General features: G+C 73.9%; 25 protein-coding genes. 22 read left to right on the forward strand and 3 right to left on the reverse strand.

Features of this window, described 5'->3' with window-relative positions; translation table 11 throughout:
- Window positions 1–48: 48 nt before the first annotated feature.
- From cydC to ACFFKU_RS11690, 3 genes are read right to left on the reverse strand one after another with little or no spacing between them, the layout of a single operon-like run.
- Window positions 49–3483 carry a thiol reductant ABC exporter subunit CydC gene (gene cydC / locus ACFFKU_RS11680; RefSeq protein WP_380138127.1) on the reverse strand — a complete coding sequence of 1145 codons (3435 nt, stop codon included), beginning with the start codon at window positions 3481–3483 and terminating at the stop codon, window positions 49–51.
- Window positions 3480–4520: a cytochrome d ubiquinol oxidase subunit II gene (cydB, locus tag ACFFKU_RS11685; RefSeq protein WP_380138128.1), complete on the reverse strand. Its 1041-nt coding sequence runs from the start codon at window positions 4518–4520 to the stop codon at window positions 3480–3482. The genes cydC and cydB overlap by 4 nt, the downstream gene beginning before the upstream one ends.
- 50 nt (window positions 4521–4570) lie before the next feature.
- Window positions 4571–6088, reverse strand: a complete 1518-nt coding sequence (locus ACFFKU_RS11690; RefSeq protein WP_380138130.1) for a cytochrome ubiquinol oxidase subunit I — start codon at window positions 6086–6088, stop codon at window positions 4571–4573.
- A 182-nt stretch (window positions 6089–6270) separates the two neighbouring features.
- Between ACFFKU_RS11690 and ACFFKU_RS11695 the strand changes: the two genes are divergently transcribed.
- The 22 genes from ACFFKU_RS11695 to fliP all read left to right on the forward strand — a co-directional run bounded on the left by ACFFKU_RS11695 (window position 6271) and on the right by fliP (window position 25420).
- Complete coding sequence (locus ACFFKU_RS11695) at window positions 6271–6699, forward strand: BlaI/MecI/CopY family transcriptional regulator (protein ID WP_380138132.1); 429 nt, start codon at window positions 6271–6273, stop codon at window positions 6697–6699.
- Window positions 6700–6723: 24 nt separating this feature from the next.
- Complete coding sequence (locus tag ACFFKU_RS11700; RefSeq protein ID WP_380138134.1) at window positions 6724–7686, forward strand: M56 family metallopeptidase; 963 nt, start codon at window positions 6724–6726, stop codon at window positions 7684–7686.
- Between the two features lie 262 nt (window positions 7687–7948).
- Entirely contained in the window at window positions 7949–8299 is a 351-nt protein-coding gene (locus ACFFKU_RS11705; RefSeq protein WP_380138136.1) for a flagellar basal body rod protein FlgB, read from the forward strand.
- Between the two features lie 58 nt (window positions 8300–8357).
- Window positions 8358–8753, forward strand: a complete 396-nt coding sequence (locus tag ACFFKU_RS11710) for a flagellar basal body rod protein FlgC (protein ID WP_380138137.1) — start codon at window positions 8358–8360, stop codon at window positions 8751–8753.
- 149 nt (window positions 8754–8902) lie between these two features.
- Window positions 8903–9184: a flagellar hook-basal body complex protein FliE gene (gene fliE, locus ACFFKU_RS11715; RefSeq protein ID WP_490054850.1), complete on the forward strand. Its 282-nt coding sequence runs from the start codon at window positions 8903–8905 to the stop codon at window positions 9182–9184.
- Window positions 9184–10797, forward strand: coding sequence for a flagellar basal-body MS-ring/collar protein FliF (gene fliF / locus ACFFKU_RS11720; protein WP_380138141.1), 1614 nt, complete (start codon window positions 9184–9186; stop codon window positions 10795–10797). The genes fliE and fliF overlap by 1 nt, the downstream gene beginning before the upstream one ends.
- 2 nt (window positions 10798–10799) lie before the next feature.
- Entirely contained in the window at window positions 10800–11831 is a 1032-nt protein-coding gene (fliG, locus tag ACFFKU_RS11725; RefSeq protein ID WP_380138142.1) for a flagellar motor switch protein FliG, read from the forward strand.
- A complete protein-coding gene (locus ACFFKU_RS11730; protein ID WP_380138143.1) occupies window positions 11815–12591 on the forward strand; it encodes a FliH/SctL family protein in 777 nt (258 codons plus the stop codon). The genes fliG and ACFFKU_RS11730 overlap by 17 nt, the downstream gene beginning before the upstream one ends.
- Entirely contained in the window at window positions 12588–13973 is a 1386-nt protein-coding gene (locus ACFFKU_RS11735) for a FliI/YscN family ATPase (RefSeq protein ID WP_380138144.1), read from the forward strand. The genes ACFFKU_RS11730 and ACFFKU_RS11735 overlap by 4 nt, the downstream gene beginning before the upstream one ends.
- Window positions 13970–14416 carry a flagellar FliJ family protein gene (locus ACFFKU_RS11740; RefSeq protein WP_380138146.1) on the forward strand — a complete coding sequence of 149 codons (447 nt, stop codon included), beginning with the start codon at window positions 13970–13972 and terminating at the stop codon, window positions 14414–14416. The genes ACFFKU_RS11735 and ACFFKU_RS11740 overlap by 4 nt, the downstream gene beginning before the upstream one ends.
- On the forward strand, window positions 14413–15462 hold the full coding sequence (locus ACFFKU_RS11745) for an NlpC/P60 family protein (protein WP_380138148.1): 1050 nt from the start codon (window positions 14413–14415) through the stop codon (window positions 15460–15462). The genes ACFFKU_RS11740 and ACFFKU_RS11745 overlap by 4 nt, the downstream gene beginning before the upstream one ends.
- Window positions 15459–17237, forward strand: a complete 1779-nt coding sequence (locus tag ACFFKU_RS11750) for a flagellar hook-length control protein FliK (protein ID WP_380138150.1) — start codon at window positions 15459–15461, stop codon at window positions 17235–17237. The genes ACFFKU_RS11745 and ACFFKU_RS11750 overlap by 4 nt, the downstream gene beginning before the upstream one ends.
- 132 nt (window positions 17238–17369) lie before the next feature.
- A complete protein-coding gene (locus ACFFKU_RS11755) occupies window positions 17370–17966 on the forward strand; it encodes a flagellar hook capping FlgD N-terminal domain-containing protein (RefSeq protein ID WP_380138152.1) in 597 nt (198 codons plus the stop codon).
- A gap of 108 nt (window positions 17967–18074) precedes the next feature.
- Window positions 18075–19337: a flagellar hook protein FlgE gene (locus ACFFKU_RS11760; RefSeq protein WP_380138153.1), complete on the forward strand. Its 1263-nt coding sequence runs from the start codon at window positions 18075–18077 to the stop codon at window positions 19335–19337.
- Window positions 19338–19566: 229 nt separating this feature from the next.
- Window positions 19567–19896, forward strand: coding sequence for a flagellar FlbD family protein (locus ACFFKU_RS11765; RefSeq protein ID WP_380138154.1), 330 nt, complete (start codon window positions 19567–19569; stop codon window positions 19894–19896).
- A 2-nt stretch (window positions 19897–19898) separates the two neighbouring features.
- Window positions 19899–20672, forward strand: a complete 774-nt coding sequence (locus ACFFKU_RS11770) for a motility protein A (RefSeq protein WP_380138155.1) — start codon at window positions 19899–19901, stop codon at window positions 20670–20672.
- Entirely contained in the window at window positions 20672–21718 is a 1047-nt protein-coding gene (locus ACFFKU_RS11775; RefSeq protein ID WP_380138156.1) for a flagellar motor protein MotB, read from the forward strand. The genes ACFFKU_RS11770 and ACFFKU_RS11775 overlap by 1 nt, the downstream gene beginning before the upstream one ends.
- A 27-nt stretch (window positions 21719–21745) precedes the next feature.
- Window positions 21746–22255, forward strand: a complete 510-nt coding sequence (locus tag ACFFKU_RS11780; protein WP_380138157.1) for a flagellar basal body-associated FliL family protein — start codon at window positions 21746–21748, stop codon at window positions 22253–22255.
- Between the two features lie 138 nt (window positions 22256–22393).
- Window positions 22394–23335 (forward strand): flagellar motor switch protein FliM, encoded by a 942-nt coding sequence (locus ACFFKU_RS11785; RefSeq protein WP_380138158.1) that lies wholly within the window; start codon window positions 22394–22396, stop codon window positions 23333–23335.
- A complete protein-coding gene (gene fliN / locus ACFFKU_RS11790; RefSeq protein WP_380138160.1) occupies window positions 23332–24072 on the forward strand; it encodes a flagellar motor switch protein FliN in 741 nt (246 codons plus the stop codon). The genes ACFFKU_RS11785 and fliN overlap by 4 nt, the downstream gene beginning before the upstream one ends.
- Window positions 24072–24512: a FliO/MopB family protein gene (locus ACFFKU_RS11795; RefSeq protein ID WP_380138161.1), complete on the forward strand. Its 441-nt coding sequence runs from the start codon at window positions 24072–24074 to the stop codon at window positions 24510–24512. Before fliN ends, ACFFKU_RS11795 begins: the two co-directional genes overlap by 1 nt.
- A complete protein-coding gene (fliP, locus tag ACFFKU_RS11800) occupies window positions 24509–25420 on the forward strand; it encodes a flagellar type III secretion system pore protein FliP (RefSeq protein ID WP_380138162.1) in 912 nt (303 codons plus the stop codon). The genes ACFFKU_RS11795 and fliP overlap by 4 nt, the downstream gene beginning before the upstream one ends.
- The last annotated feature ends 15 nt before the right edge of the window (window positions 25421–25435 follow it).

Consider the following 25435-nt stretch of genomic DNA (forward strand, 5'->3'; position numbering starts at 1 on the left):
GCGCGTCGGTGGGAATCTCCGGCCCCGTCGTCCACGGAAATTCCTTGATCACGAGGCGGGGAGGGGGATTCCTCGATCATCGGGAGGGGAGTGGAGGGGGTGGAGGGGGTGGAGGGGGTGGGGGATGCGGCCCGCGGACAGCTCGAGCACCCGGTCGGCGTCCGCCAGCCCCTCCTCGCGGTGCGCGAGGAGCAGGACGCCGCGACCCTCGGCACGGGCGGCGGTCACCAGGTCGTCGAGGAGGTCCGCGGCCGTGCGCTCGTCCAGCCCCTCCGTCGGCTCGTCGAGCACCAGCACGTCGACGTCGGCCAGCAGCGCCCGGGCGAGGGCCAGTCGGCGTCGCTCACCCCCGCTCAGCACCGCGCCACCGTCGCCGAGGCGGGTGTCGAGGCCCGCCGGGAGCGCGACGAACCAGTCGTCGAGGCGGACGCGGTGCAGGACGCTCCGCAGGGCCTCGTCGGTGCAGCCGGGGGCGGCCAGCGCGAGGTTCTCCCGCAGCGACGTCGCGAAGACGTGCTCGTCGTCCCCGACGAGTCCGACGACCCCACGGACCGCGTCCCCGGCCAGGCCCGCGGTGTCCTCCCCGTCCAGAAGGACCCGACCCGCCCGGACGTCGAGGAACCGCAGCGCGAGAGCGGCGACGGTGGACTTGCCGCTGCCCGAGGGACCGCGCAGGACGGTCACCGTCCCCGGGGCGAGGTCGAGGTCGAGACCCCGCAGGCACGGTCGGTCCGGGTCCCAGCCGGCCTCCACGCCGAGGAACCGCAGACCGCGTCGCCCCCGACCCTCCGGTGCCGTCGTCGGCGCCGGGGCCGGCAGCACACCCGGGGCCGCGGGGTCGCGGGCCGGGACGGGGGTCGTGGCGAGGGTCTCGAGCCGTCGGGTCGCGGCGGCGGCCCGGCGGGCCGTGCGCACCGCTTCGGGCAGCGCGCGCAGCGGCTCCAGCGCGACCGTCCCGGCGAGGGCGAGCACGGCGACCACGACCGGCGGGCGGCCGGCGGCCACCGCCGCCAGGACGGCGCCGAGCACCGCGACCCCGGCCCCCGTCAGGGCGAGCGCCTGGGCCGCGGCGAGCGTGCGAGCCTGCCGGAGCTCGATCCGGTGCAGGGCGGCGGAGCCGCGGTCCAGGGCGGCGAGCGGGTCGACCGGCAAGGTCCTCAGGTCCTCGACCGCGCCGAGCACGTCGAGGGAGCGGACCCCGCGGTCGCGCAGGCCGTCGACCCGGAGCTGCTCCCACCGCTGCGCCCGGGCGGCCACCGCGGGGGCGAGGGACCCGGCGAGGAGCAACCCGGGGACCGCGGCCAGGGCGACGGTCGTCCCCACCAGGAGGGCGGTCGCCGCGAGGAGCACGGCCGACGAGGACGCGGTGACCGCGACCGGGTGCCGCCCACGGAGCAGACCGTCGAGCCGCGCGTCCACGTCGTCGGCGACCCGCTGCAGGAGCTCACCGCGCCGCCGGGTCCCGGTGAGCGGGCCGGGGACCCGGGGGACGAGGTCGGCGAGGACGCGGGCGCGCCAGCGGGCCAGGCGCCGGAAGGCCACGTCGTGGCTCAGCAGCCGCTCGCCGTAGGCCAGCAGCGGTCGCAGGACGGCGGTGGCCCGGACGACCACCGCCGCGACCGAGAGCGTCAGGACCGGGGGCCGGTCGGCCGCGGTCACCAGCAGCCAGGTGGCCGCCGCGGTGAGGACGACCCCGCTGAGCGCGGAGCCCGTACCGGCGGCCACGGCGAGCGCCCCGTCGACCCGCCGGAGACGGACGCGGCCCGGACGGACGGGACGGCCCGCCGAGGGGGTCGGTGCGGGGCCGGGGTCGGCCTCCTGGGTGGGGGGCGGGGCCGGGGCGCCCGTCGGCACCCCGCCGCCCTCGGCGGGCGGGCGCGGGACCCGGACGACCCGGACGACCCGGTCGGCCGCAGCGAGCAGGGCCGGGCGGTGGGCGACGACGAGGACGGCGACGCCGTCCAGCGCCAGTCGGCGCAGGGTGGCGACCACGTGCGCCTCGGCCCGGGCGTCGAGGTGGGCGGTCGGTTCGTCGAGCACCAGGGTCCGGGCCCCCAGCTCGACGCCGAGCAGGGTGCGGGCCAGCGCGACCCGTTGCCGCTGCCCGGCGCTGAGTCCGACCCCGGCCTCACCGAGGGGGGTGTCGGGGGGCAGGTCGACACCGGCCCCGCGCAGCGCGGCCAGCAGGGCCGACCCCGACGCGTCGCGGCCGGCGAGGACGGCCTCGCGCACGGAGCCTGCGTGGGGGAGGGCCGGGCGCTGGGCCAGGGTGGCCGGCGGCGGGTCAAGGGGGTGCAGGACCTCGCCCGCGTCCGGGGCCCGGGTGCCGGCGACGACCCGGGCGAGGGTGGTCTTGCCGGCACCGCTGGGGCCGGCCAGCGCGACGAGTTCGCCGGGGTGGACCCGCAGCTCCGCCCCGCTCGCACCCGCGAGTCCGGGGACGCTCGCGGCCCCGACGAGGTCGCGGCCGCGGTCGTCGGTGCAGCGGACGCCGCTGAGCCAGAGGCCCGGTGCGCAACCCCCCCGGGGGGTGGCGACGGGGCGGGCCAGCAGGGCGGTGACCTCCTCGACGACCGCGCCGGCGGCGGCGGTGTCGTGGAAGCGGGCCCCCACCTCGCGCAGCGGCCGGTACGCCTCGGGGGCGAGCAGGATGGCCAGCAGCGCGGTGGGCAGGGCCAGTTCACCGGCGGCCACGCGCATCCCGGCGGTGACCGCGACCAGTCCGACGGACAGCGTGGCGACGAGGTCGAGGGCGGTCCCGGACAGGAACGCGACGCGCAGCACGTCGAGGGTGCGCCGGCGTTGCTCCTCGGTGGCGGCCGCGACCACCGGTACCTGCCGCGCGGCGCGGCGGTGCACGCGCAGGGTGGGCAGGCCCCGGACGACGTCGAGGAAGTGGCTCGCGAGGTCCGCGGTGGCCCGCCACTGCCGCCGGGCGCGGGCCTCGGTCGCCCGGCCGAGCAGGACGGCGAAGACGGGGACCAGCGGCAGGGTCAGGGCGACGACGACCGCCGAACCCGGGTCGGCGCGGACCAGCAGGAGCAGCACGACCGGGGGCAGCACCACCGCGGCGACCAGCGCCGGCAGGAAGCGGGTGAACCACCCGTCCAGGGTCGGCAGCCCCTGGGTGAGCAGGACCCCGGTGCGGTCGGCCGCGACCGTGTCGGGACCGAGGGCCAGGGCGTGGCGCAGCACCCGGCCACGGAGGTCCTCGCGCAGCCGTCCCGCGACGTCGGCGGCCCGGACGGGGGCGAACCGGACCAGCGCGGCCCGCACGAGCACCAGCCCGAGGAGGGCCGCCACCGCCCGGGTCGGCGGCTCCTCCCGCCACACGGTGACGACCAGGTCGACGAGCAGGAGGGCCTGCAGCACACCCGACAGGGCCAGCGCCGTCTCCAGGACGGTGAGGACCGCCAGGCGTCCCCGGTGCCCCCGGGTCAGGGCCAGCAACCGGCGGTCGACCGGTCCGCGGGGCCGGCTCATCGGGACAGCGGGGCGCCGGGCCGGACCGGGGTGCGCGGGGGCATGGCCGGCCCGCGACCGCTCACCCGGTGCCGGAAGACCCGGTAGGACCAGATCTGGTAGACGAGCACCGCGGGCAGCACGACCACGCCGACGACGGTGATCAGTTCGAGCGCGGCCGGGGAGGAGGCCGCCCCGCGCAGGGTCACGTCGGCCCCGCCGGGCAGCGTGCTGGGCAGCAGCACCCCGGCTCCGAGGTGGGCGGTGAAGGTGGCGACCACGCCGGCCGCCACGGTCAGCGAGGACGCGGTGAAGGCGAGGGCCTCGCGTCGGCCGAGGACGAGGACGGCGACGAGCGCCGGGGCCGCCGCGGCGACCAGGAGCACCGGGGGGCCGTGCAGCGCGCCGACCCCGCCGAGCGCCGCCGTGAGCAGCACGGCGACGGCGAGGGCGACCCGCCGCGCCCGTCGACGCAGCGGACCGGTGGTACGCAGGCCCAGGAACGTGGCCCCCTGCAGCAGGCACAGCCCGAGCCCCAGCAGGGCGCCGAGGCCCGCGCCCGGGGACAGCAGCGGGGCGAGGCTGCGCGAGGGTCCGGTGCCCGCGACCTCACCGTCCACGCCGAGGGCCAGGCCCGTCGCCAGCACCCCCAGGACCGCACCCCACAGCAGGGCCAGCAGGGCGGAGGAGACGGCCAGGGCCAGGTCGCAGCGCGCCCGCCAGCGGGGCGCGAAATGCTTGCCGCGGAACTCGATCGCGACACCGCGCACGGCGAGCAGCAGCAGCAGGGCGACCATCGGCAGGTACAGGCCGGAGAGGGCGGCGGCGTACCAGTCGGGGAACGCCGCGAACATGACGCCGATCGCGGCGACCAGCCAAACCTCGTTGCCGTCCCACACCGGGCCCACGGTCGCGACCGCCTGACCGCGCTCGTCCTCGTCGCGGCCCAGGACCCGGGCCAGCACCCCAACGCCGAAGTCGAAGCCCTCCAGGACCCAGAACAGGACCCAGGCCAGGACGGCGACGCCGAACCAGAGGGCGGGGAGGTCGAGGTTCATCGGGACTCCAGGAGGGCGCGGGTGGTCGGGGTGGAGTTCGGGGCGGGGAGTCAGTAGCTGAGCGGGCCGACCGCGGCGGCGGGCGCCGGGGTGGCCGAGGAGCCGGTTCCGGGGCCGGGAGCGTCGTCGTCGCGCCGGGGGTCGGGCAGTTCCGGCAGCCCGGCCCGGACGAGGTGGGTCAGCAGGCGCAGCCAGACGACCGCGAGGATCCCGTAGAGCAGGGTGAAACCCAGGATGGAGACCACGAGCTCCCCGGCCGTCGTGCCGGGGGAGACGCCCTCGGCCGTGCGGAACAGCCCGAAGACCAACCAGGGTTGCCGACCGTTCTCGGAGAAGATCCACCCCAGCGAGTTCGCCGCCAGCGGCAGACCGGGCAGCAGGACGACCCCGAGGAAGGCGGCCCGCCCCAGGATCCGCCGGCCGCGTTCGGTGACGGGGGACAGGGCCGGGTGCGCGAGCACCCGGGCGGGCACCCAGCGGCGGCGGTAGGAGACGACGAGGAACACCAGGGCGATGGCCGCGGCGAGCATCCCGACGCCGATCATCAGCCGGAACGTCCAGAACTGCACCGGCACCCAGGGCATGTAGTTCCCGGGGCCGTAGCGCTGCTCGTAGCTCGACTGCAGGTCGGCCAGGCCCTGGACCGGTGCGGTGAAGGACCCGGTCGCGAGGAAGGACAGCAACCCCGGGATCTCGACGGCCCAGGTGGGTTTGGCCTGACCGGGGGGTGCGTAGGCGAACAGCGAGAACGGGGCGGACCCGGTCGTGGAGTAGAGCGCCTCCGCCGCAGCCATCTTCATGGGCTGCACGGCGGTGATCACCTTGCCCAGCACGTCGCCGGTGATCGCGGTCCCGGCCCCGCCGACGAGCGTGGTCCAGGCCCCGAGCCGCGCCAGGGAACGGAACGCGTCGCGGTCGGTGCCGGCGGGGGAGCGGCGCAGGTGGTGCAGGCCCACGGCCAGTACCAGGGCGCCGCCGGCCATGAGGGCACCCGACATCGTGTGCGGGAAGGCGGCCAGGTTCACCTCGTTGAGGAGCAGGTCCGCGAAACTGCCGAGGCGGGCCCGCCCGGTCTCCGGGTCCAGGGTGTAGGCGACCGGGTTCTGCATGAAGGAGTTCGCCGACAGGATGACGAAGGCCGAGATCGTCGTCCCCACCGCGACGATCCAGATGGTCGCCAGGTGGACGCGCGCGGGGAGCCGGTCGCGCCCGAACCACCACAGCCCGAGGAACGTGGCCTCGAGGAAGAACGCGAGCATCCCCTCCACGGCGAGGGTGGGCCCGAAGACGTCGCCGTAGAACCGGGCGAAGGCGCTCCAGGACAACCCGAACTGGAACTCCTGCACGAGGCCGGTCACCACGCCTACGGCGAAGGTGATCATCAGGATCTTGCCGGTCAGCAGGGACAACCGGCCCCAGCGCTCCTCACCGGTGCGGGGGTGCGCGCGGTGGTGCGCGGTCTGCAGCAGGGCGGTGAGCAGGGCCAGGGAGATGGAGAGGGGGACGAAGAAGTAGTGGTAGATCGTCGTCACCGCGAACTGCATCCGGCTGAGCGCCTCGACGTCCACCGTGCTCCTCCTCCGACGACGGCCTCGGGGCCGCGACCTGGGCTACGACACTTCGTCGTAGTACGACCGACTGTAGTACCGGCTCCCACCTCTACGACAGGGGGTAGTACGACCTGAGCTAGTACGCTGTGGGAGGAATCACCACCGGCGGTATGTGCAGCTTCAAGGGTTAGGATGGCCTCATGGCTCTGGGGGAACTCGAACGCGAGGTCATGGACCGCCTCTGGGCGGCCGGGACCCCGTTGACCGTGCGCGAGGTGCACGAGGAGCTCGCCGCCCACCGCAAGATCGCCTACACGACCGTCATGACCGTCCTGGACCGTCTCGCCAAGAAGAGCGTGGTGCGGCAGGAACGCGCGGGGCGGGCCTTCCGCTACTCCCCGGCCGCGTCCCGCGAGCAGATGGTGGCCGAGGTGATGATGGACGCGCTCGGCGACGTCCCCAGCGACGACCGGCAGGCCGCGCTCGTCCACTTCGTCGGGTCGGTGTCCCCGGCCGAGCTCGCCGCCCTGCGTGAGGCCCTCGACGCGATGGCTCCGGGCGCCACCCCGGCTGCGACTCCCGGCACGACCCAGCCCCCCGCCGAGCCGGACCCCGCTCCCGGGTCCTGATCGCGCAGGGGCGATGGTTGGCCCGTGACGGCGTTCTGGTTCGCGGCCCTCGCGCTGGTGCTGGCCGGTCCGGTCCCCGCGCTGCTGGCCCGCGCGACCTGGACCCACCGGGTGCCGCGCGCGGCCCTGGTGCTCTGGCAGGCCGTCGCCCTGGCCGCCGTCCTCGCCACGCTGGGGGCGGGGCTCGCCTCGCTCACGCTGCTGTTCACCGAGACCCCGGGTCTGCCCTTCCTGGCCCGGCACGGGGTGGTCGAGACCATCCTCATCGGACTGGGTTCGCTGCTGGTGGCGATCGTCACCACCCGGTTCTGGACCGTGGCCCTGCTCGTCGGGATCCGGACCCGGCGTCGGCGCAACCGCCACCGTGACCTCGTCGACCTGCTCGACGACCGCGCCCAGCTCCTGGGCCGGCTCGACTCGGCCCTGCTCGGCGGGGCCGGGCTGCGTGTCCTGAGCGGCCCCGGCCGGGTCGCCTACTGCGTCCCCGGGCAGGTCCCGCGCCGGGGCGGGCAGCGGGTCGTGGTCAGCGACGCGGTCCTCACCACCCTGGCGCCGGCCGAGGTCGAGGCCGTCGTCGCCCACGAGCGCTGCCACCTGCGGGCCCGCCACGACCTCGTGCTCGAGGCGTTCACCGCCCTGCACGCGGCCTTCCCCATCGTGGTCTCCAGCCGGGCCGCGCTCGACGCCGTCCGGCTGCTGGTCGAGATGCTCGCCGACGACGCCGCCCGCCGGGTCAGCGGACCCGTCCCGCTGGCCCGGGCCCTGCTGGTGCTGGCCGGGGACCCGCAGATCAGCACCGATCCCGCCGCGATGCCGGTGACGGAGGGCGCCGTCGCCCGGGTGCGCCGGCTCACCGGTCCGGCGGGGTACTCCCGGGCGCTGGCCGTGGCCACCTACGGACTGGCCCTCGCCCTGCTCCTGCTGCCCACCCTGGCGGTGGCCGTGCCCTGGTTGGTCAGCTCGGTCACCGCCCTCGGCGCCCTCTGACCCGTCCGCACCCCGGTCCGCGGACGCGCACCCACCCGGGTGACCCCGACCGTCGCGGGTGGGCGATCACGACGATCGACGGTCACCGCCCGGACGGATCAACGAGCTCGCCCGAGGAGACGCTCAAGGGATCGGCCCGGGCTGCCGAAGAGGGTGCTGAGGCGCAGGACGCGCCGAGCACCACCGGCCACGGACACGGCCACATCCCGACACCGATCGTCTCTCCCCCGAGCGGGTGAGACGCAACCCGGAGGGTGGCCCCGTGCCCGATCTCACCACCGTCGCGCTGCACACCGCGCTGAACGGTCTCCAGGCACGTCAGCGCGCCATTGCCGACAACATCGCCAACATCAACACCAAGGGCTACATCGCCAACAAGGTGTCCTTCGAGGACTCGCTGGCCTCCGCCGTCGCCTCGGGCGACGCGAGCGCGGCCGCGTCCTCCGGGATCGTCACCCGCAAGTCGCTGGAGCCGACCCGCGAGGACGGCAACAACGTCAACCTCGACGAGGAGACGATCTCCAACATCTCCACCGGGCTGAGCTACCAGACCGCGCTGTCGGCGATGAACGCCAAGTACACGTTGCTGCGCACCGCGATGCAGACCTCGTGAGACCGCTGGACCGCCCCCGCCCCCGTCCACCCCTGGCCATGAGAACGGAGCAGACCCGATGAGCATCTTCGACGCGATCGGCATCGCCGGCACCGGCGTGACCGTGAACCGCAAGTGGATGGACGCGGTCAGCGACAACATCGCCAACGTCAACACCGCGACCCGCACCTCCGAGGACGCCTTCCGCGCCCGCTACGTCGTCGCGGGGGAGGCCGGGGACGGCAAGGGCACCGCGGTCCGCGGCATCGTCCTGGGCGGCAGCGAGGGTCGGACGGTCTACGAGCCGGACAACCCGCTCGCCGACCAGGACGGCTACGTCAAGTACCCCGACATCGACATGTCGACCCAGATGACCTCGCTGATCATGGCCCAGCGCGCCTACCAGTCCAACCTGGCGGTCATCGACCGGGCCAAGGACGCCTACACCGCTGCGCTGCAGCTCGGGAAGGGCTGATCCCGGTGAGCGTCGAATCGATCGGCTCGATCTCCTCCTCCCTCGGCACGCTGGCGACCGGTTTCGGTCAGGGCATCGCCGACACCGACAACGCGCAGGCCACCCGCGGCGTCTCGACCACCGTCGGGACCGCCCCCGGGGCCGGGTCCATCAGCCCGCTGAGCTCCACCGCCGGCACCTCCGGCGTGAGCGGGGTCGGCTCCTCCGACGGCACCGACTTCGCGTCGATGCTCTCCGGGGGCATCGACAAGTTGCAGGGCCTGCAGTCGAACGCGGACACGTTGGCGCTCAAGGCGGCCACGGGTGACCTCACCAACGTCCACGACTACATGATCGCCAGCAACGAGGCCCAGCTGGCCACGCAGCTCACCGTCGCCGTCCGCAACAAGGCCGTCGAGGCCTTCAACGAGATCATGAGGATGCAGCTCTGATGGCGAAGGCCGGAAAGGGGCCCGCGGCGATCGTCGACGGCGCCAAGAAGTTCGTCACCGGGTTCGGTGGCTTCACGGCCGGGCAGAAGGCCGTCGTCCTGGCGGTCGTCGCCGGTCTGGTCCTCGGCGGGGTGTACTTCGCCCGCTGGGCCTCGACCCCGAGCTACGCGCCGTTGTTCTCGAACCTCTCGGGGACCGACGCCTCGGCCATCACCCAGCAGCTGGACGCCTCCAACGTGAAGTACGAGCTGCAGGACGGCGGCTCGACGATCCTTGTGCCGCAGGACGTCGTGGACGCGCAGCGTCTGGCGATGGCCGGGCAGGGGCTGCCGGCGAACACCGAGAACAACACGAGCTCCCTGCTCGAGTCCGGCAGCGTCACCCAGTCGGAGTTCCTGCAGAACAAGAAGTACCAGGCCTACCTGGCCGGTGAGCTGCAGGACACCATCACCAGCATCGACGGGGTCCAGTCCTCCAAGGTCAACCTGGCCATCCCGGACAAGGACGTGTTCCTCAACGAGCAGGACCCGACGACCGCCTCGGTCCTGGTCAAGCTCCGGCCCGGCACGACGCTCAGCAGCGACCAGGTCACCTCGATCGTCAACCTCGTCGCCCGCGGCGTCCCCGGCATGAACCCCAAGGACGTCTCGGTCGTCGACGGGGAGGGCAACACGCTCTCCAGCGACGGCAACGGCGCCTCCGCCAACGCCGAGCGCACCAACAGCTACAACGCGTCCGAGACGGCCAAGCTGCAGGCCTACCTCGAGGGCATCTACGGCAAGGGCAACGTCTCCGCGCTGGTCTCGGCGACGCTGGACTTCGACCAGCAGACCGAGAAGTCCATCAAGTACAGCCAGCCGCAGCAGCTCAGCCCGACCTCGGAGTCCGAGGCGGTCGAGAAGTACTCCGGGTCCGGTCAGCCCACGACCGGGGTCCTCGGCCCGGACAACATCCAGACGCCCGCGGGCACCACCGGCACCGACGGTGCCTACGAGAAGAGCCAGACCACCAAGAACAACCCGATCGACTCCACCGAGACCAACACCGTCTCCACCCCCGGTGCGGTGCAGCGGCAGTCGGTGGTCGTGACCCTGGACGCCACGAAGCTCGGCAACGCCGACGTCAACCAGGTCACCCAGATGGTGACCAACGCGATCGGGGTCGACGCCGCCCGCGGCGACACGGTCTCGGTGGTCAAGACGGCCTTCAACACCGGTGCCGCCGACGCGGCCGCCAAGGAACTGGCCGCGAGCGAGAAGGCCGACCAGCAGCAGCAGCTCATCGGCTACGGCAAGACCGCGGCGCTGGCCCTGCTCGTCCTGGTCATGCTGATCGTGATCCTGGTGTCCTTCCGGCGGCGCAAGGTGGAGACCGTCGAGACCCTCGACCTCGCCGCCCCGCCGATCGACCTGGGCGACATCACCGACGGCGACGAGGCCCCGGCCCTGCCGGCCCAGCGTCGTCCCGCCCCGGTGGCCCTCGACCCGGCCCCGGTGGACCCCGCGCTGCAGACCGCCGCCGCCCGCCGCGACGAGGTCGTCCAGCTCGTCGCCCGTCAACCCGACGAGGTCGCGGAACTGCTCCGCGGCTGGCTCGCCGACCGTAGGAGCTGAGCGTGAGCACCACGACCACGGAGGTCGCCGTCCCGGAGCTCACCGGGGCCCAGAAGGCCGCCGTCCTGCTCGTCCAGGTCGGCCAGGAGAACGCGGCCAAGATCCTCTCCCGGATGCGGCCGGCCGAGATCGAGGTCCTCACCGCCGAGATCCTGCGGCTGAAGGCCATCGGGCCCGACGTCGTCGGTTCGGTGCTGGAGGAGTTCCACGAGATGGTCGCCGCGCCCATGCGGATGGGCATGGGCGGCATGGACTACGCCCAGGGCGTGCTCGAGGCCAGCCTCGGCGCCGAGGGCGCCCTGCAGGTCCTCGGCCGGGTCGCGGAATCGGCCGTGGCGCAGCCGTTCTCGTTCCTGCACCAGGCCGACCCGCAGCAGATCCTGACGTTCCTCACCGACGAGCACCCGCAGACCATCGCGCTGGTCCTGGCCCACCTGCGGCCCGACCAGTCCTCGATGATCCTCTCCGGGCTGGCGCCCGAGCTGCAGGCCGACATCGCTTTGCGCATCGCGATGATGGAGAACACCTCCTACGACTACATCCGGCTCGTGGAGGACGTCGTGCAGCGGCGGACCTCGGCGGTGCTGCAGCCCAAGAACAACGCGGCCGTCGGGGGCGTCGAACCCCTCGTCGAGATCATCAACCGCGCCGACCGCGGCACGGAGCGCTCCATCCTCGAAGGTCTGGCCCGGGTCAACGCCCCGCTGGCCGAGGAGATCCGCGCCCTCATGTTCGTCTTCGAGGACATCACCATGCTGGACGACCGTTCCATCCAGCTGGTGCTGCGCGGGGTCGAGACCGCCGACCTCGCCACCGCCCTCAAGGGGGTCAAGCCCGAGGTCAGCGACAAGATCCTGCGCAACGTCTCCGAGCGGGCCCGCGAGAACCTCCTGGAGGAGATCGAGATGCTCGGCCCGGTCCGCCTCTCCGCCGTCGAGGAGTCGCAGACCAAGATCGTCCAGGTCATCCGTGGCCTGGAGGACTCCGGGCAGATCGTGATCAGCCGCGGTGGTGACGATGACTTCGTCGCCTGACGCCTTCGTCCCGGCCGCGCTGGGGCCGGCCGCGGCGAACCGTCCGCGGGTGTTCGCGGCCGCCCCGGTCACGACGACGTCCCGTCCCGAGCGGACGTTCACCACGTTCGAGGTCCCGGCCGACCCCGCGGCCGTCCGGGTGCGGGAGTCCGCCCGGGCGGCGGGCTACGCCGAGGGGTGGAGCGCCGGTCTGCGCCAGGCGCACGAGCGGGTCGAGGCCGAGCGGGCCGCGGCCCGGGTGGCCGAGCAGGAGCAGGCGGTGCGGGAGGCGACCCAGCGGGCCGCCGTCCTGCGCCGCTCGGAGGACGCGCTGCTCGCCGCGGCCGACGAGCTGCGAGCGCGGCAGGACCCGACCGTGGGGGAGCTGGCCGACACGGTGCTGGCGCTGGCCTGCGACCTGGCGGGGGCCGTCCTGGACCGGGAGCTGGCCCTCATGGACTCCCCGGTCCTGGAGGCCGTCAAGCGGGCGCTGCGGCCGCTGGAGGCCGCGGACCCGGTCACCGTGCGTGTCCATCCGGCGGACTTGATGGGCCGCCCGGGGGACACCCTCAAGGATTTCGCCGCGGATGCCGATGCAGGGCGCGTGAACTTCGTCGCCGACAGCAGCCTGCACCCCGGTGAAGCGATCGCCCGTCAGGGTGAGACCACCATCGACGCCCGTCTGCGCGCCTCGGTCGCGCGGGCGGTGGACGCGCTGCTGGGTGACACCCCGGGCGTCGTCACCGACGTGAGTGCCGAGGTGGGCGGGGCCGCCGCGTGAGCACCCCGACGCTGGTCTCCCCGAGCCTGGCCCGGCAGGTCCGCGACCTGCTGGCCCCGCAGGTCGAACGGGCCGTCGACGCCGCCCGCCCGCTCGTCTCCGGACGGGTGAGCGGGCTCGTCGGGCTCTCCGTGGAGGTGGCCGGTCTGCAGGCCGCGGTGGGGGAGACCCTGGTGCTCGGCGACCCCGAGCGCCCCGACCGGCAGATCCGGGCCGAGGTCGTCGCCGCCGAGGGCGGGCGCCTGCGCTGCCTGCCGCTCGGTCACCTGACCGGGCTGGCCGCGGGCGCACCCGCCGTCGCCACCGGTCGCCCCAGCACCGTCCCCGTCGGCCCGGCCCTGCTCGGGCGCGTCGTGGACGCGCTCGGCAACCCCCTCGACGGGGGCCCGCCCCTGCACACCGCCCCGCAGGCCGCCCTGCACGCGGCCCCGCCGCCGGCGCTGTCGCGCGGCCGGGTCCAGAACCCGCTGGGTCTGGGCGTGCGGGCCCTGGACACCCTGGTGCCCGCGGGTCTCGGTCAGCGCTTCGGGATCTTCGCCGGCTCCGGTGTCGGGAAGTCCTCGCTGCTCTCGATGATCGCCCGGGGCACCTCCGCCGACGTCTCGGTGCTGGCCCTGGTCGGCGAGCGTGGTCGAGAGGTCCGCGAGTTCCTCGAGGACGACCTCGGGGCCGAGGGCCTGGCCCGTTCCGTCGTCGTCGTCGGCACCTCCGACGAGGCGCCCATGCTGCGCCTGCGCGCCTCGCTGACCGCGACCGCGATCGCCGAGGGGTTCCGCGACCTCGGTGCCGACTGCGTCCTGATGATGGACTCCCTCACCCGCGTCGCCATGGCCCAGCGCGAGATCGGCCTCTCGGTCGGCGAACCGCCCGCCACCCGCGGCTACCCGCCCTCGGTGTTCGCGCTGCTGCCCCGGCTGCTGGAGCGCGCCGGGCCGGGCGTGGAGCGCGACGGGGTGGCCGGGTCGATCACCGGCATCTACACGGTCCTCGTCGACGGGGACGACCACAACGAACCCGTCGCCGACGCCGCCCGCTCGATCCTCGACGGCCACGTCGTGCTCGACCGTCGCCTGGCCACGGCCGGGCACTTCCCGACCATCGACGTGCTCGAGTCGGTCTCCCGCGTGGCCTCCCGGGTCACCAGCCGCGAGCAGCGCGCGTTGTCCACGACGTTGCGCCGGGTCCTCGCCGCGCACCGGGACGCGAAGGAACTCATCGAGGTCGGGGCCTACCAGCCCGGGGCCAACCCCGACGTGGACGCCGCGGTGGCCGCGATGCCCGCCATCAACGCGTTCCTGCGTCAGGACATCGAGGACATCACGCCGGCCGGGCACGCCTGGCAGCGACTGGCCGAACTGGCCCGGACCCTGGGAGTGGCATGAGCGCCCGCGCGATCCTCGCCCTGCTGAAGCTGCGCAAGGTGCAGCAGGAGCAGGCCAAGGGGGAGCTGGCCGCGGCCAACGCCGTGCTGCGCCGGGAACGGCAGCGCGCCGCCCGGGTCCGCCACGAACTGGGGGAGACCCACCTCTCCGACGAGACCATGGCGGCCTGGACGGCCGGGGTCGCCCGGCGCTCCGCCCTCGTCGTCGACCTCGACAACGCCCGCGCGCTGACCCTGCGGGCCGAGGCCGGCGTGGACGAGAAGCAGGCCGCCTGGCTGCGCGCCCGCCGCGCCGAACGCGGTCTGGAGCGCATCGTCGAACGGCACGAGCTGGCCCAGGAGCAGGCCGCCGCCGCCGCCGACCAGAAGGCCCTCGACGACCGCACCGTCGCCGAGTTCGCCGCCCGTGCCCGTCGTCGGGCCGAGCTGGAGGGCGGTCGATGAGCCCGGTCGCCGAGATCCAGTCGCGCATCGCGGAGATCCGCTCGCGCATCGCCTCGCTCGACCCGGGCACCGCCCGCGCGGGGCTGCCCGTCCTGAACGCCGGCACCCCCTCGGCCTCGGGGTCGGGCACGGCGTTCGCCTCGGCGCTCTCCGACGCCAACGTCTCCCGCACCACCCGGGCGGTGAACGCGGGGTTCGGCTCCGCCGGGACGGGGGAGGCCCTGCTCTCGGCCGCCAAGAAGTACCTGGGCGTGCCCTACCGCTGGGGCGGCACGACCCCCTCCGGCCTCGACTGCTCGGGCCTGATCCAGCTGGCGGGCAAGGACATCGGGGTAAACCTGCCGCGGACGGCGGCGCAGCAGGCCACCGTCGGCACGGCGGTGCCGAGCCTCGCCCAGGCGAAACCCGGCGACCTCGTCGTCCTCGAGAACGGCCACCACATCGGCATCTACGTCGGCAACGGCCAGATGCTGCACGCTCCGAAGACAGGCGACGTCGTGAAGATCTCCAAGGTCTGGGAAACCCCGATGACCATCCGTCGGCTCGGCACGACGGCGGCCACCACGGCCGCCGGTGCGGCCCTCGCGACGGCCGCCGTCCTCGGCACCGGGGCCGCGACCGCCAGCAGCACCGACTACGTGCGCCCGCCCGCGCTGTCCACCAGCCGCTCGGCCCCCTACGACTCCGCGTTCTCGACCGCCGAGCAGAAGTACGGCCTGCCCGCCGGACTCCTCTCGGCCGTGGCCAAGCAGGAGTCCGGGTACGACCCGAAGGCGGTGTCCCCGGCCGGGGCGCGGGGGCTCATGCAGTTCATGCCCGCCACCGCCAGGGGCATGGGGATCGACCCGATGGACCCGATGCAGGCCATCGACGGGGCCGGTCGCCTCCTGCGCTCCCACCTCGACCGCTTCGGGTCGGTGGACCTGGCCCTGGCCGCCTACAACGCCGGGGCGGGCAACGTCGCCAAGTACGGCGGGGTGCCGCCGTTCAAGGAGACCCAGAACTACGTCCGCAAGATCACCGCCACCCTGGGAGCCGCCGCGTGAGCACGCCGACCACCGCGCTGATCGCCGTCCGTCCCGCCGCGCCGGCGACGCCCGCCCGTCGCGACGGCGGCCTGCCGGGCACCGGCGACGACTTCGCGCGCAGCCTCGACCGGGCCGGCGCCGAGCTCGACCGCGGGGGTGAGCGCCGCGCGGAGCGCGGACGCAACCACGACCTCGAGGCGTTGCGCCGCAACGAGTCTCGTAGCGAGTCCCGTAGCGAGTCCCGCGCCGGCTCGCGCCCGGCGGACCGCGAGGAGTCCCGCGGCACCGTCCGTCCGGACCGCCGCGCGGTCGAGCGCGCCGAGCTGCGCGGCCCGGCCCGGGGACGCGAGGCGGGGGAGCGGGCCGTGGGGAGCCCGACCGCGACGTCCGACGTCCGGGATTCGCAGGAGCGCCGCACCGAGGACGGCGACGCAGAGACCCCCGGGACCCCGGTGGTCCCCGTGACCCTGCTGCCCGTGGCGCTGCTCGTGCCCGCCGTGAACGCGCCTGCCGCGAACGCGCCTGCCGCGAACGCGACCGGTACGGCACCCACCCCGACGGACCCGGCCGCGGTGTCCACCCCGGCGTCCACCCCGGCGTCCACCCCGGCAACCGTCCCGGCTCTGCCGGTCACCACCGTGTCGAACGCGACCGCGAACCCCACCGCGACCCCGGTCGCGACGGGCGCCCCCGCCGCCGGTCCCGCCGCCACCCCGGGCACCCCTTCGCCCGGCGCGGGACCGGGCACCTTCGGTCCGGCTGCCGCCACCGCGACCGCCGACGACACCGGTCCGGCCGCTCCGGCCCTGCCCGCGGGGGCGGTCGTCCTCGGTGCGTCCTCGGGCGGGCGGGCCTCCACCGCCCCGACGGCGGTCGAGCTGCAGACCGCCGTCACGACGCCCACCCCCACCACCGGCACCGCTCCGGCACCGACCGCGGGCCCGACCGACGGCCCGACCGCCGACGGCGTCGGCACCGCGGGCCCGGGTGCCCCGGGCGGGGAGTCCGGTTCCGCCCCGGGCGGGTCCGACGACCGTTCCGGGGGTGGACCCGGTGGGCGGCCCGCGCCCGGCCCGGTCGCCGGGCCGGTCACGACCCCAGCCGCACCCGCCGCGGGGACCACCGGTCTGCCCGGGACGGGTGCCACCACCCTCGCGGCCGTCCCGGCCGACGCCGCGACGGGTACCGCCGCGACCGGTGCGACCCCGGTGCCGACGCCGATCCCGGTGCCGGGCACGCCCGCCGCCCCGGTCACCGGGCCGTCGGTCCCGGTCACCTCGACCGCGCCCGCCCCCCTGCCGCTCACCAACCCGCTGGCCTTCGCCCAGGGCATCGCCGGGCACCTCGGGGCCCTGCCCGCCGACCTGGACGCGACCCACCGGATGCAGGTCGAGGTCAATCCGCTCGGCCTCGGCCCGGTGACCGTCACGGCGGAGATCACCGACGGGGCCCTGCACGTCCAGCTCGGCGGCGCCTCGGAGTCCGCGCGGCACGCGCTGCGCAACGCCGTCGGCGACCTGCAGCGGGAGCTGAGCGACAGCGCCTTCAGCAGCACCACCGTCGCCGTCACCGCCGACACCACCGCGGGCCAGGGCGAGCCGCGCCTCGCCGAGCAGCGGGCCGGCCTGTTCGGCGGGGAGTCCAGGCGCGGGGGCGAGGGCCGCCCCGGTGGTGACCGCGGCGACGGGCCGCCGACCCCGCGGTCGGGGTTCTTCGACGCCGTCGGTGAGGGTCGCGCCCGGCAACGGGCCGCCTCGGCGGCCGCCGCCGGCCGGATCGACCTGCGCGCCTGAGCTCCCGCAGCGTCCCGGACGGCCCTCGACGGGCCGCCCGGGACCTGGGACTCACCCGTGAACCTGAGCCCCGAACCTGAGAAAGCCCCGAACGGGCTACAGGTTCGGTCCCGTTCGACCGAAGAGGAGTCCATGACAGTCGATGCGGCGAGCGGGAGCTCGGCCTACAACGCCCTGCTGACCGCGTCCAACGTGGCCACCGCGGGCGCCTTGGCGAAGTCCGGCAACGCCAGCGACAGCAGCGCCACCAAGGCGTCCGGCGACACGGCCGCCAACAAGGACACCTTCATGAAGCTGCTCGTCGCCCAGCTGCGCTACCAGGACCCCTCCAAGCCCGTGGAGTCCTCCGAGTTCATCGCCCAGACCGCGCAGTTCTCGGCCCTGGAGTCGATGGAGGAGATGAACAAGAACAACACCCAGCTCCTCACCTCCCAGCTCCGGCTGCAGGCCAGCACCCTGGTCGGGCAGACGGTCACCTACACCGGGCCCGACGGCAACCCCACCACCGGGGTCGTCAGCTCGGCCAGCTTCACCGCCGCCTCGATCGGCGGCACCAACGGCGAGCCCGTCCTCAAGGTCAACGGCACCGACGTCGTGCTGAGCAAGGTCAGCGGGATCGAGACCCCCGCCGCGGCTGCCGCCGCCGCCGCTGCCGCAGCGGCCACGACCCCGCCCAGCGGCGCCGGCAGCACCGCGACGGCCCCCACCGGGTCCACCGACACCGCCTGACCCGCACCGCAGCCTTCTCCCGAACCCACCCGAACCCGCTCCGCCCCGCGCGGACACGACGAACTCGCCCCCTCCGGCCGTCCGAAAGGCAACGACATGCTCCGTTCCATGTTCTCCGGTGTCAGCGGTCTCCGCTCCCACCAGACGATGATGGACGTCGTCGGCAACAACATCGCCAACGTCAACACCACCGGGTACAAGAGCTCCAGCGTCATCTTCGGTGACACGCTGAGCCAGCTCACGACCTCCGCCGCGGCCCCGCAGAACGGGGTCGGGGGGACGAACCCGGCGCAGGTCGGCCTCGGGGTGCGGGTCAACGCCGTCACCAACAACTTCACCCAGGGCTCGGCCCAGACCACGGGCAAGGCCACGGACATGATGATCCAGGGCGACGGGTTCTTCGTCGTCAAGCAGGGCGAGGCCTCGTTCTACACCCGGGCCGGGTCGTTCTCGCTGGACACCGACGGCAACCTCATCACCCCCGACGGCTCCTACGTGCAGGGCTGGACCGCCTCGGGCGTCGACGGCACCGTCAATGCCAACCAGCCCACCGGTCGCCTGAACGTCCCGGTCGGCAAGATCCTGCCCTCGACCCCCACCGACAAGGCCACCATCGGCGGGAACCTGGACCCCTCCAGCAGCATCGTCCCGCCCGCGACCACCGCCAGCAACGACGGCGTCGCGACCACCGCCTTCACCGCCTACGACGCCCTCGGCACCGCGCACCTGGTCACCGGCACCTTCACCCAGGACTCGACGGACGCGACCAAGTGGTCGGTGGCCTTCACCTACCCGGGGCAGAGCACCGCCGACGCGGCGGACGCCACGGCCAACCTCGTCTTCAGCGCGGCCGGCAAGCCCGACACCGGCTCCGACGCCTCGGCGACGGTCAAGGTCAACGGCGTGGACGTGGTCGTGGACCTCTCGACCCTCACCGGGTTCGACAGCCCCGGAGGCGCCGGCATCAAGGGCGGCAAGAGCGAGATCACCCAGGGCGCCAACGGTGCCCCGGTCGGCACGCTCACTTCCTTCACCCTGAACCCGGACGGCACCCTCACCGGTGCGTTCACCAACGGCATGAAGTCCACCCTCGGGCAGGTCGCGATCGCGACCTTCAACAACCCCGCCGGGCTCGAGAAGTCCGGGAACTCCATGTTCACCGTGACCACCAACTCCGGTGCGGCCCAGGTCGGCGTCGCCAACGCCGGCGGGCGCGGGAAGCTCCTGGGCGGGCAGCTGGAGATGTCCAACGTGGACCTCTCCAACGAGTTCACCAACCTGATCCTCGCCCAGCGCGGGTTCCAGGCGAACTCCCGCATCATCACCGCCTCCGACGAGATCCTCCAGGACGTCGTCAACCTCAAGCGCTGATGAGCTGAGGCCCACCGGGCCGGACCCACGGACGCCTCCCCACCCCGAGCGGGTGGGGAGGCGTCCTGCTGTCCGGTCCGGATGCGTTGTAGCGCAGCGTGACCGGACGGTGGAGCAGATTCACCCGTCTGCGCGCACCCCGTCTTCAGATCGTCCCCCCGGGGGCCGATGGACAGTCAGAACGGCCCACGGACGGGCCACCCGCCTCCACCTCCAAGGACGGACCCCAGTGATCCTCGTGACCCGCCTGAACGGGTCGGTGTTCGCGTTGAACCCCGACCTGATCCAGCGCGTCGACGCCACGCCCGACACGGTCGTGACGCTCGTCGACGGCGCCAAGTTCGTCATCACCGAACCCCTCGCCGACGTCGTCGACCGCGTCATGGCCTTCCGCGCCCGCGTGGTCGCCACCGCGCACGCGCTGGAGGAGCAGGGTCCCCGCGACGTGCTGGAGCTCCACTCGGTGCCCGCTCCTGCCGATGACCCCTCCGACGCCCGCGCCGAGCGTGGCGCCGACGAGCTGCCCGCCCCCGTCCCGTTGCACCGCAGGAGGTCCTGACCATGGACGTCGCGACCATCGTCGGCCTCGTCATGGCCGCGGCCGCCATCCTGTGGGCGCAGAATCACGAGGGCGGCTCGCCCTCGGACATCCTGCTGCCGGGTCCGCTCGTGCTCGTCTTCGTCGGCACCCTGGGCGTGACCCTGATGGGTGGCGTCCTCAAGGACGGCATCAACCTCATCAACTCCCTCAAGCGCGCCTTCCTCGGCAAGCCGCCCAAGGCCGGCGACATCGTCGGCGTCCTGGTCGAGATGGCCGAGCGCGCCCGCCGCGAGGGCCTGCTGGCCCTCGAGGACGCGATCAAGAACGTCGACGACGTGTTCCTGCGCGAGGGTCTGCAGACCGCCATCGACGGCACCGACCCCGACGAGCTGTACGAGATCCTCACCGCCAAGATCACCGCGAAGAAGGCCGCCGACAAGCAGGCCGACAAGGCGTTCGGCGACATGGGCGCCTACGCGCCCACCGTCGGCATCTGCGGCACGGTCATCTCGCTCACCGTCGTGCTCGCGAACCTCTCCGACGCCTCGGCCCTCGGGCCGATGATCGCCGCGGCCTTCGTCGCGACGTTCTGGGGCGTGGCCAGCGCCAACGTGTTCTTCCTGCCCGTGCAGAGCAAGCTCAAGCGGCTCTCCGGCCTCGAGGTCGCGCAGATGGAGCTGGTGGTCGAGGGCATCCTCGCCATCCAGGCCGGCTCCAACCCGCGCTCGGTGGCCCGCAAGCTCGAGAGCCTGCTGCCGCCGGGGACGGTCGTGCCCGACAAGAAGGCGGCCTGATGTCCGGCGGAGGTCACAAGCGACGGGGCAAGCACGAGGAGCACGAGGAGCACGTCAACCACGAACGCTGGTTGGTCTCCTACGCGGACATGCTGACCGTGCTGGTCGCGCTGTTCATCGTGCTGTTCGCGCTCAGCCAGATCGACCAGGTCAAGTTCGCCCAGTTCAAGGCGGGTCTGACCGACGGGGCCTCCGCCTCGAACCTGGTGATGCCCGGCAACGACGGCATCAACAACGTCGACAACGGTCAGGACCCGATCGACCTGCTCCCGCAGGCCGGTGGGGACCCCATGCAGGCCATGAGCGCGGCCGACAGCGAGCGCCGGATCATGGGCAACATCGCCAAGGCCCAGTCCCAGGCCGACCTGAAGGCGGCCAAGGAGCAGGTCGAGGACTACCGCGGGGTCATCCAGCAGATCGACGCGGCCCTGACGCCCTCGGGCAGCCAGGACCAGGTCACCTACCGGATCACCTCCGACGGCCTGGTCGTCGGGCTGGTCGCGGACAACGTGTTCTTCGCCAACGCCTCGGCGGGGGTGGAGCCGCGCGGTCGGGCCGTCCTGGACGCGATCGCCCCGGTCCTCGCGAAGCTGCCGAACGACATCGCGGTGCAGGGGCACACCAACTCCCTGCCGCTGAAGGACACCTCGCGCTTCGCCGACAACTGGAGCCTCTCCTCGGAGCGGGCCAACAACGTCCTGCGGCTCTTCCTCGCCGACGGCTTCAGCCCGGCGCGGCTGTCCGCGCAGGGTTTCGCCGACACCCGCCCGCTGTACCCCGCCGACGACCCCCGCGCGCTCAACGGCAACCGCCGGGTCGACCTGATCGTGGCCAGCCCCGGCACCGACGCGGTCAAGTCCCTGCTGCCGCAGGTCGCCCAGGACACCCCGGGCGCGGTGGAGCAGGAGATCGCGACGCCGGCCGACGAGGCCGCGGGGGACACCGCGGCGGTCGAGACCGGCGGTTCGGTCTCGGTGGCCGGGCCCGACCCGGTCGTCATCGGCACCACCAACGCACTCCCGACCGGCTCCACCGACGGCCAGTGACCGGCCACCCACGAGAGAAGGACTGACATGGCCAAGGACAAAGAGGCTCCGGCTGAGGGCAAGGCCGGCGGCAAGAAGAAGCTGATCATCATCGCCCTGGGCGGTCTGCTGCTGCTCGGCGGCGGGGCCGGGGGAACCTACATCCTCGTCAAGCCCGCCTCGGCGGCCGAGGAGAAGCCCGCCGAGGAGGTGCTCAAGCCCGGTGCGGTCACCGCCCTGGACCCGATCACCATCAACCTCTCCGACGGCAACTACCTCAAGCTGGGCATCGCCCTGCAGGGCGTCGAGGCCGAGGGCGGTGGCGAGGGCAAGGCCGAGGCCCCCGACGGCTCCAAGGCGCTGGACCTGTCCATCTCGGAGTTCAGCGGCCTGTCGATGGCCGAGCTGGGCAACGCCGAGACCCGCCAGCACTACAAGGACGAGCTGCAGCAGAAGATCATCGAGGCCTACACGACCCCGGCCGACCCCGAGGTCAAGGACTCCAAGGACACCAAGACGATCATGGGGATCTACTTCACCCAGTTCGTCATGCAGTGATCCCGCGCGCCTGACCCGCTGAGCACGACCCGCTGAGCGTGACCGGCCGGCCCGTCCCGACAAGGGTGTCGGGGCGGGCCGGACAACCCGTTCGGGCTAGCGCTAAAGGGTGAACCCCCCTCGTGCCGATAGGTGAGCGTGGCACCCGACACGAGCATCGCCCCCGCCCGCGGCAGCGGCCGCCGGTCCCGTCGACGCGGCGTCCCCACCCCGTACGACTTCCGACGGCCGACCAAGCTGTCGCGCCAGCACGCCCGCGTGCTGGAGCTCACCTACGAGACGTTCTGCCGTCAGTGGGCGACGCTGCTGTCCTCCACCCTGCGCACCACCGTGCAGGTCGAGCTGGACGGCGTCCAGCAGTACGCGCTGGACGAGTACCTCGGCGGGCTGCCCTCGCCGACCATCATGGCCTTCTTCGACCCGCAGCCCCTGCCCGGTCAGGCCGTCCTGCACCTCGACACCGCGTTCCTGATGAGCTGCGTCGACCGGATGCTCGGCGGCACGGGCCAGGGCGCGCAGCCCCGGCGCACCCTCACCGAGGTCGAGACCGTCCTCGCCGAGCAGTTCATCGAGAAGACCTTGGGCGAGCTCGGCCTGGCCCTGCGCACGATCGTGGACCTCAAGCCCAAGCTGCACGGGATCGAGCAGAACCCGCAGCTCGCGCAGACCGGCGCCGGCACCGACGTCATCATCGTCGCCACCTTCGAGGTGACCGTGCACGGCGTGGTCGGCAGCGCCACCCTCGCGATGCCGCTGGACCCGCTGTCGGCCGCGCTGACCGCCGCCGAGCTGCGCGTGGCCAGCCCCGAGGAGCTGCGGCAGCGCCGCCTCATGCGGGGGCGCCTCGACGACCACCTCGAGGACATCCCGATCGAGGTCGCGGTCCGCTTCGACCCGGCCCGCATGCTGCCCGAGGAGATCCTCTCCCTCGCCCCCGGCGACGTGGTGCGGCTGCCGCACCGCGCCGACGCCCCCCTCGACGTCGTCGTCAACGGCGCCCGTCTCGCCTCCGCCGTCGCGGGCTCCCGTGGCCCGCGTCTCGCCTGCCTGGTCGTCCCCACCCCCGAGGAGAACCGATGAGCACCGCCACCACCACCGACGCCCAGGCGTTCGTCCGCCAGGCCGCCGAGGCGGCGCTGGGTGCCCTGCCCCTGCCGACCCCCGGCCAGATCCTCGAGATCGTCCCGGCCGCGGCGGCCCCCGACCTCGGGTCCGAGGGCAGCGCGGTCGTCGCCCGCTTCGCCGGGGCGCAGGCCGGCACGCTCGTCATCGTGCTGGGGGAGGCGGCGCTGGAGGCGCTGTCGTCCAGCCCGGGCGGCGCCCTCGACCCGGTCGACGCGCTGCGCCCGGCCATGGAGACCGCGGTCGCCACGCTCGGCCCCTGCACCCTGGAGCACGGCGCCGAGGCCGAGCCGGCCGAGGCGCTGGCCGCGCTCGGCGGGGTCCCGGCCGCCGGCGTCGCCGTCATCGGGACCGAGGACGGCCCGCTGGCCCTGATCGGCCTCGTCGCCGGTGACGCCCCCGTCACCGCGGCCAGCACGTCGGCCAGCCCGGGTGCGCCGCGACGCACCATGGACCTGCTGCGCGACGTGCAGATGGACGTCACGGTCGAGCTGGGCCGCACCACCCTCACCGTGCAGGAGCTGCTCTCGCTCACCCCGGGCTCGATCGTCGAGCTCGACCGGGCCGCCGGCAGCCCCGCCGACATCCTGGTCAACGGCCAGCTCATCGCCCGCGGCGAGGTCGTCGTCGTCGACGAGGACTACGCGATCCGGGTCACTGAGATCGTCACCCCGGGCACCGAGGTCGGCGCCTGATGGACTCCCTGGAATCGATCGGCCGCATGGCGGCCTCGCTCGTCGCGGTGCTGGGCCTGCTCTGGCTCATCACCCGGGGCATGCGCAGGTCCCGTGCGGCGGCCGCGAACTCCGAGGAGGTCGCGGTGCTCAGCCGGCAGGCCGTCGGGCACAAGGCCGGGGTCGCCGTCGTCAAGGTCGGCACCAAGGCGCTGATCGTGGGCGTCACCGAGCAGCAGGTCACCCTGCTCTCGCAGGTCCCGCTCGACGTGGTGACCGCCAAGCCCACCGAGGAGCGGACCACGGTCGCGATCCCCGGGGTCTCCGTCCCGGCGCCGGCCGCCACCCCGGCGGTCGAGAACGTCGCCCCGGGCGCGGGTGCGCTCAGCGGGTCGGCCCTCTCGCCCGCCACCTGGACCAAGGCCGTCGACGTGCTGCGCGAGAGGACGACCCGACGGTGACCACCTCGACCACGACGGGCCCGGTGCGGCGCACGCTGTCCCGCGGTCTCGCCACCGGCCTGCTGAGCCTCGGCCTGATCGGTGGGGGAGCGCTGCTGGCCGCCGGCCCGGCCGCCGCCGCCGTGCCGGCCGCGACGAGCACCGGCGTCGTCGCCGCGGCCCCCGCCGCCCTGCCCGCCGCGGTCCCGGCCGCCCCGGTGGCCCCCGAGGCCCCGGCCGCGCCCACCGACCCCGCGGCGCCGAGCGACGCGAACCTCGGGCTGTCGGTCAACGGCGTCAAGCCCTCGCAGTCGGTCACCATCATCATCGCGCTGACGGTGCTCTCGGTGGCCCCCGCGCTGCTGCTGCTCACCACCTGCTTCACCAAGATCATCGTGGTCCTGGGCCTGACTCGGAACGCGCTCGGGCTGACCTCGGCCCCGCCGAACCAGGTGCTCGCCGGCCTCGCGCTGTTCCTGACGATCTTCGTCATGGCGCCGACCTTCAGCCAGGTCAACGACGCCGCGATCCAGCCCTACCTGCGCGGCGACAAGACCGCGACGGTGGCGTTCGAGGACGGGTCGCAGCCGCTGAAGGAGTTCATGCTCAAGCAGACCCGCGACGAGGAACTGGCCCTGATGACCAAGGCCGCCGACCGCGAGGCGCCGGCCGACCGGGCCGACGTCCCGCTGACGACCCTGGTGCCGGCGTTCGCGCTGTCGGAACTCCGCTCGGCGTTCATCATCGGGTTCGTCATCTTCATCCCCTTCCTGGTGATCGACATCGTGGTGTCGGGGGCGTTGATGAGCCTCGGGATGATGATGCTGCCGCCGGTGACGATCTCCCTGCCCTTCAAACTCCTGCTGTTCGTCATGGTCGACGGCTGGGGTCTCATCATCAAGGCGCTGGTCTCCAGCTACGGCGGCTGAGACGACTCGTCCGCA

The sequence above is a fragment of the Kineococcus gynurae genome (assembly GCF_042433995.1).
In the GTDB taxonomy this organism is placed as follows: Bacteria; Actinomycetota; Actinomycetes; order Actinomycetales; family Kineococcaceae; genus Kineococcus; species Kineococcus gynurae.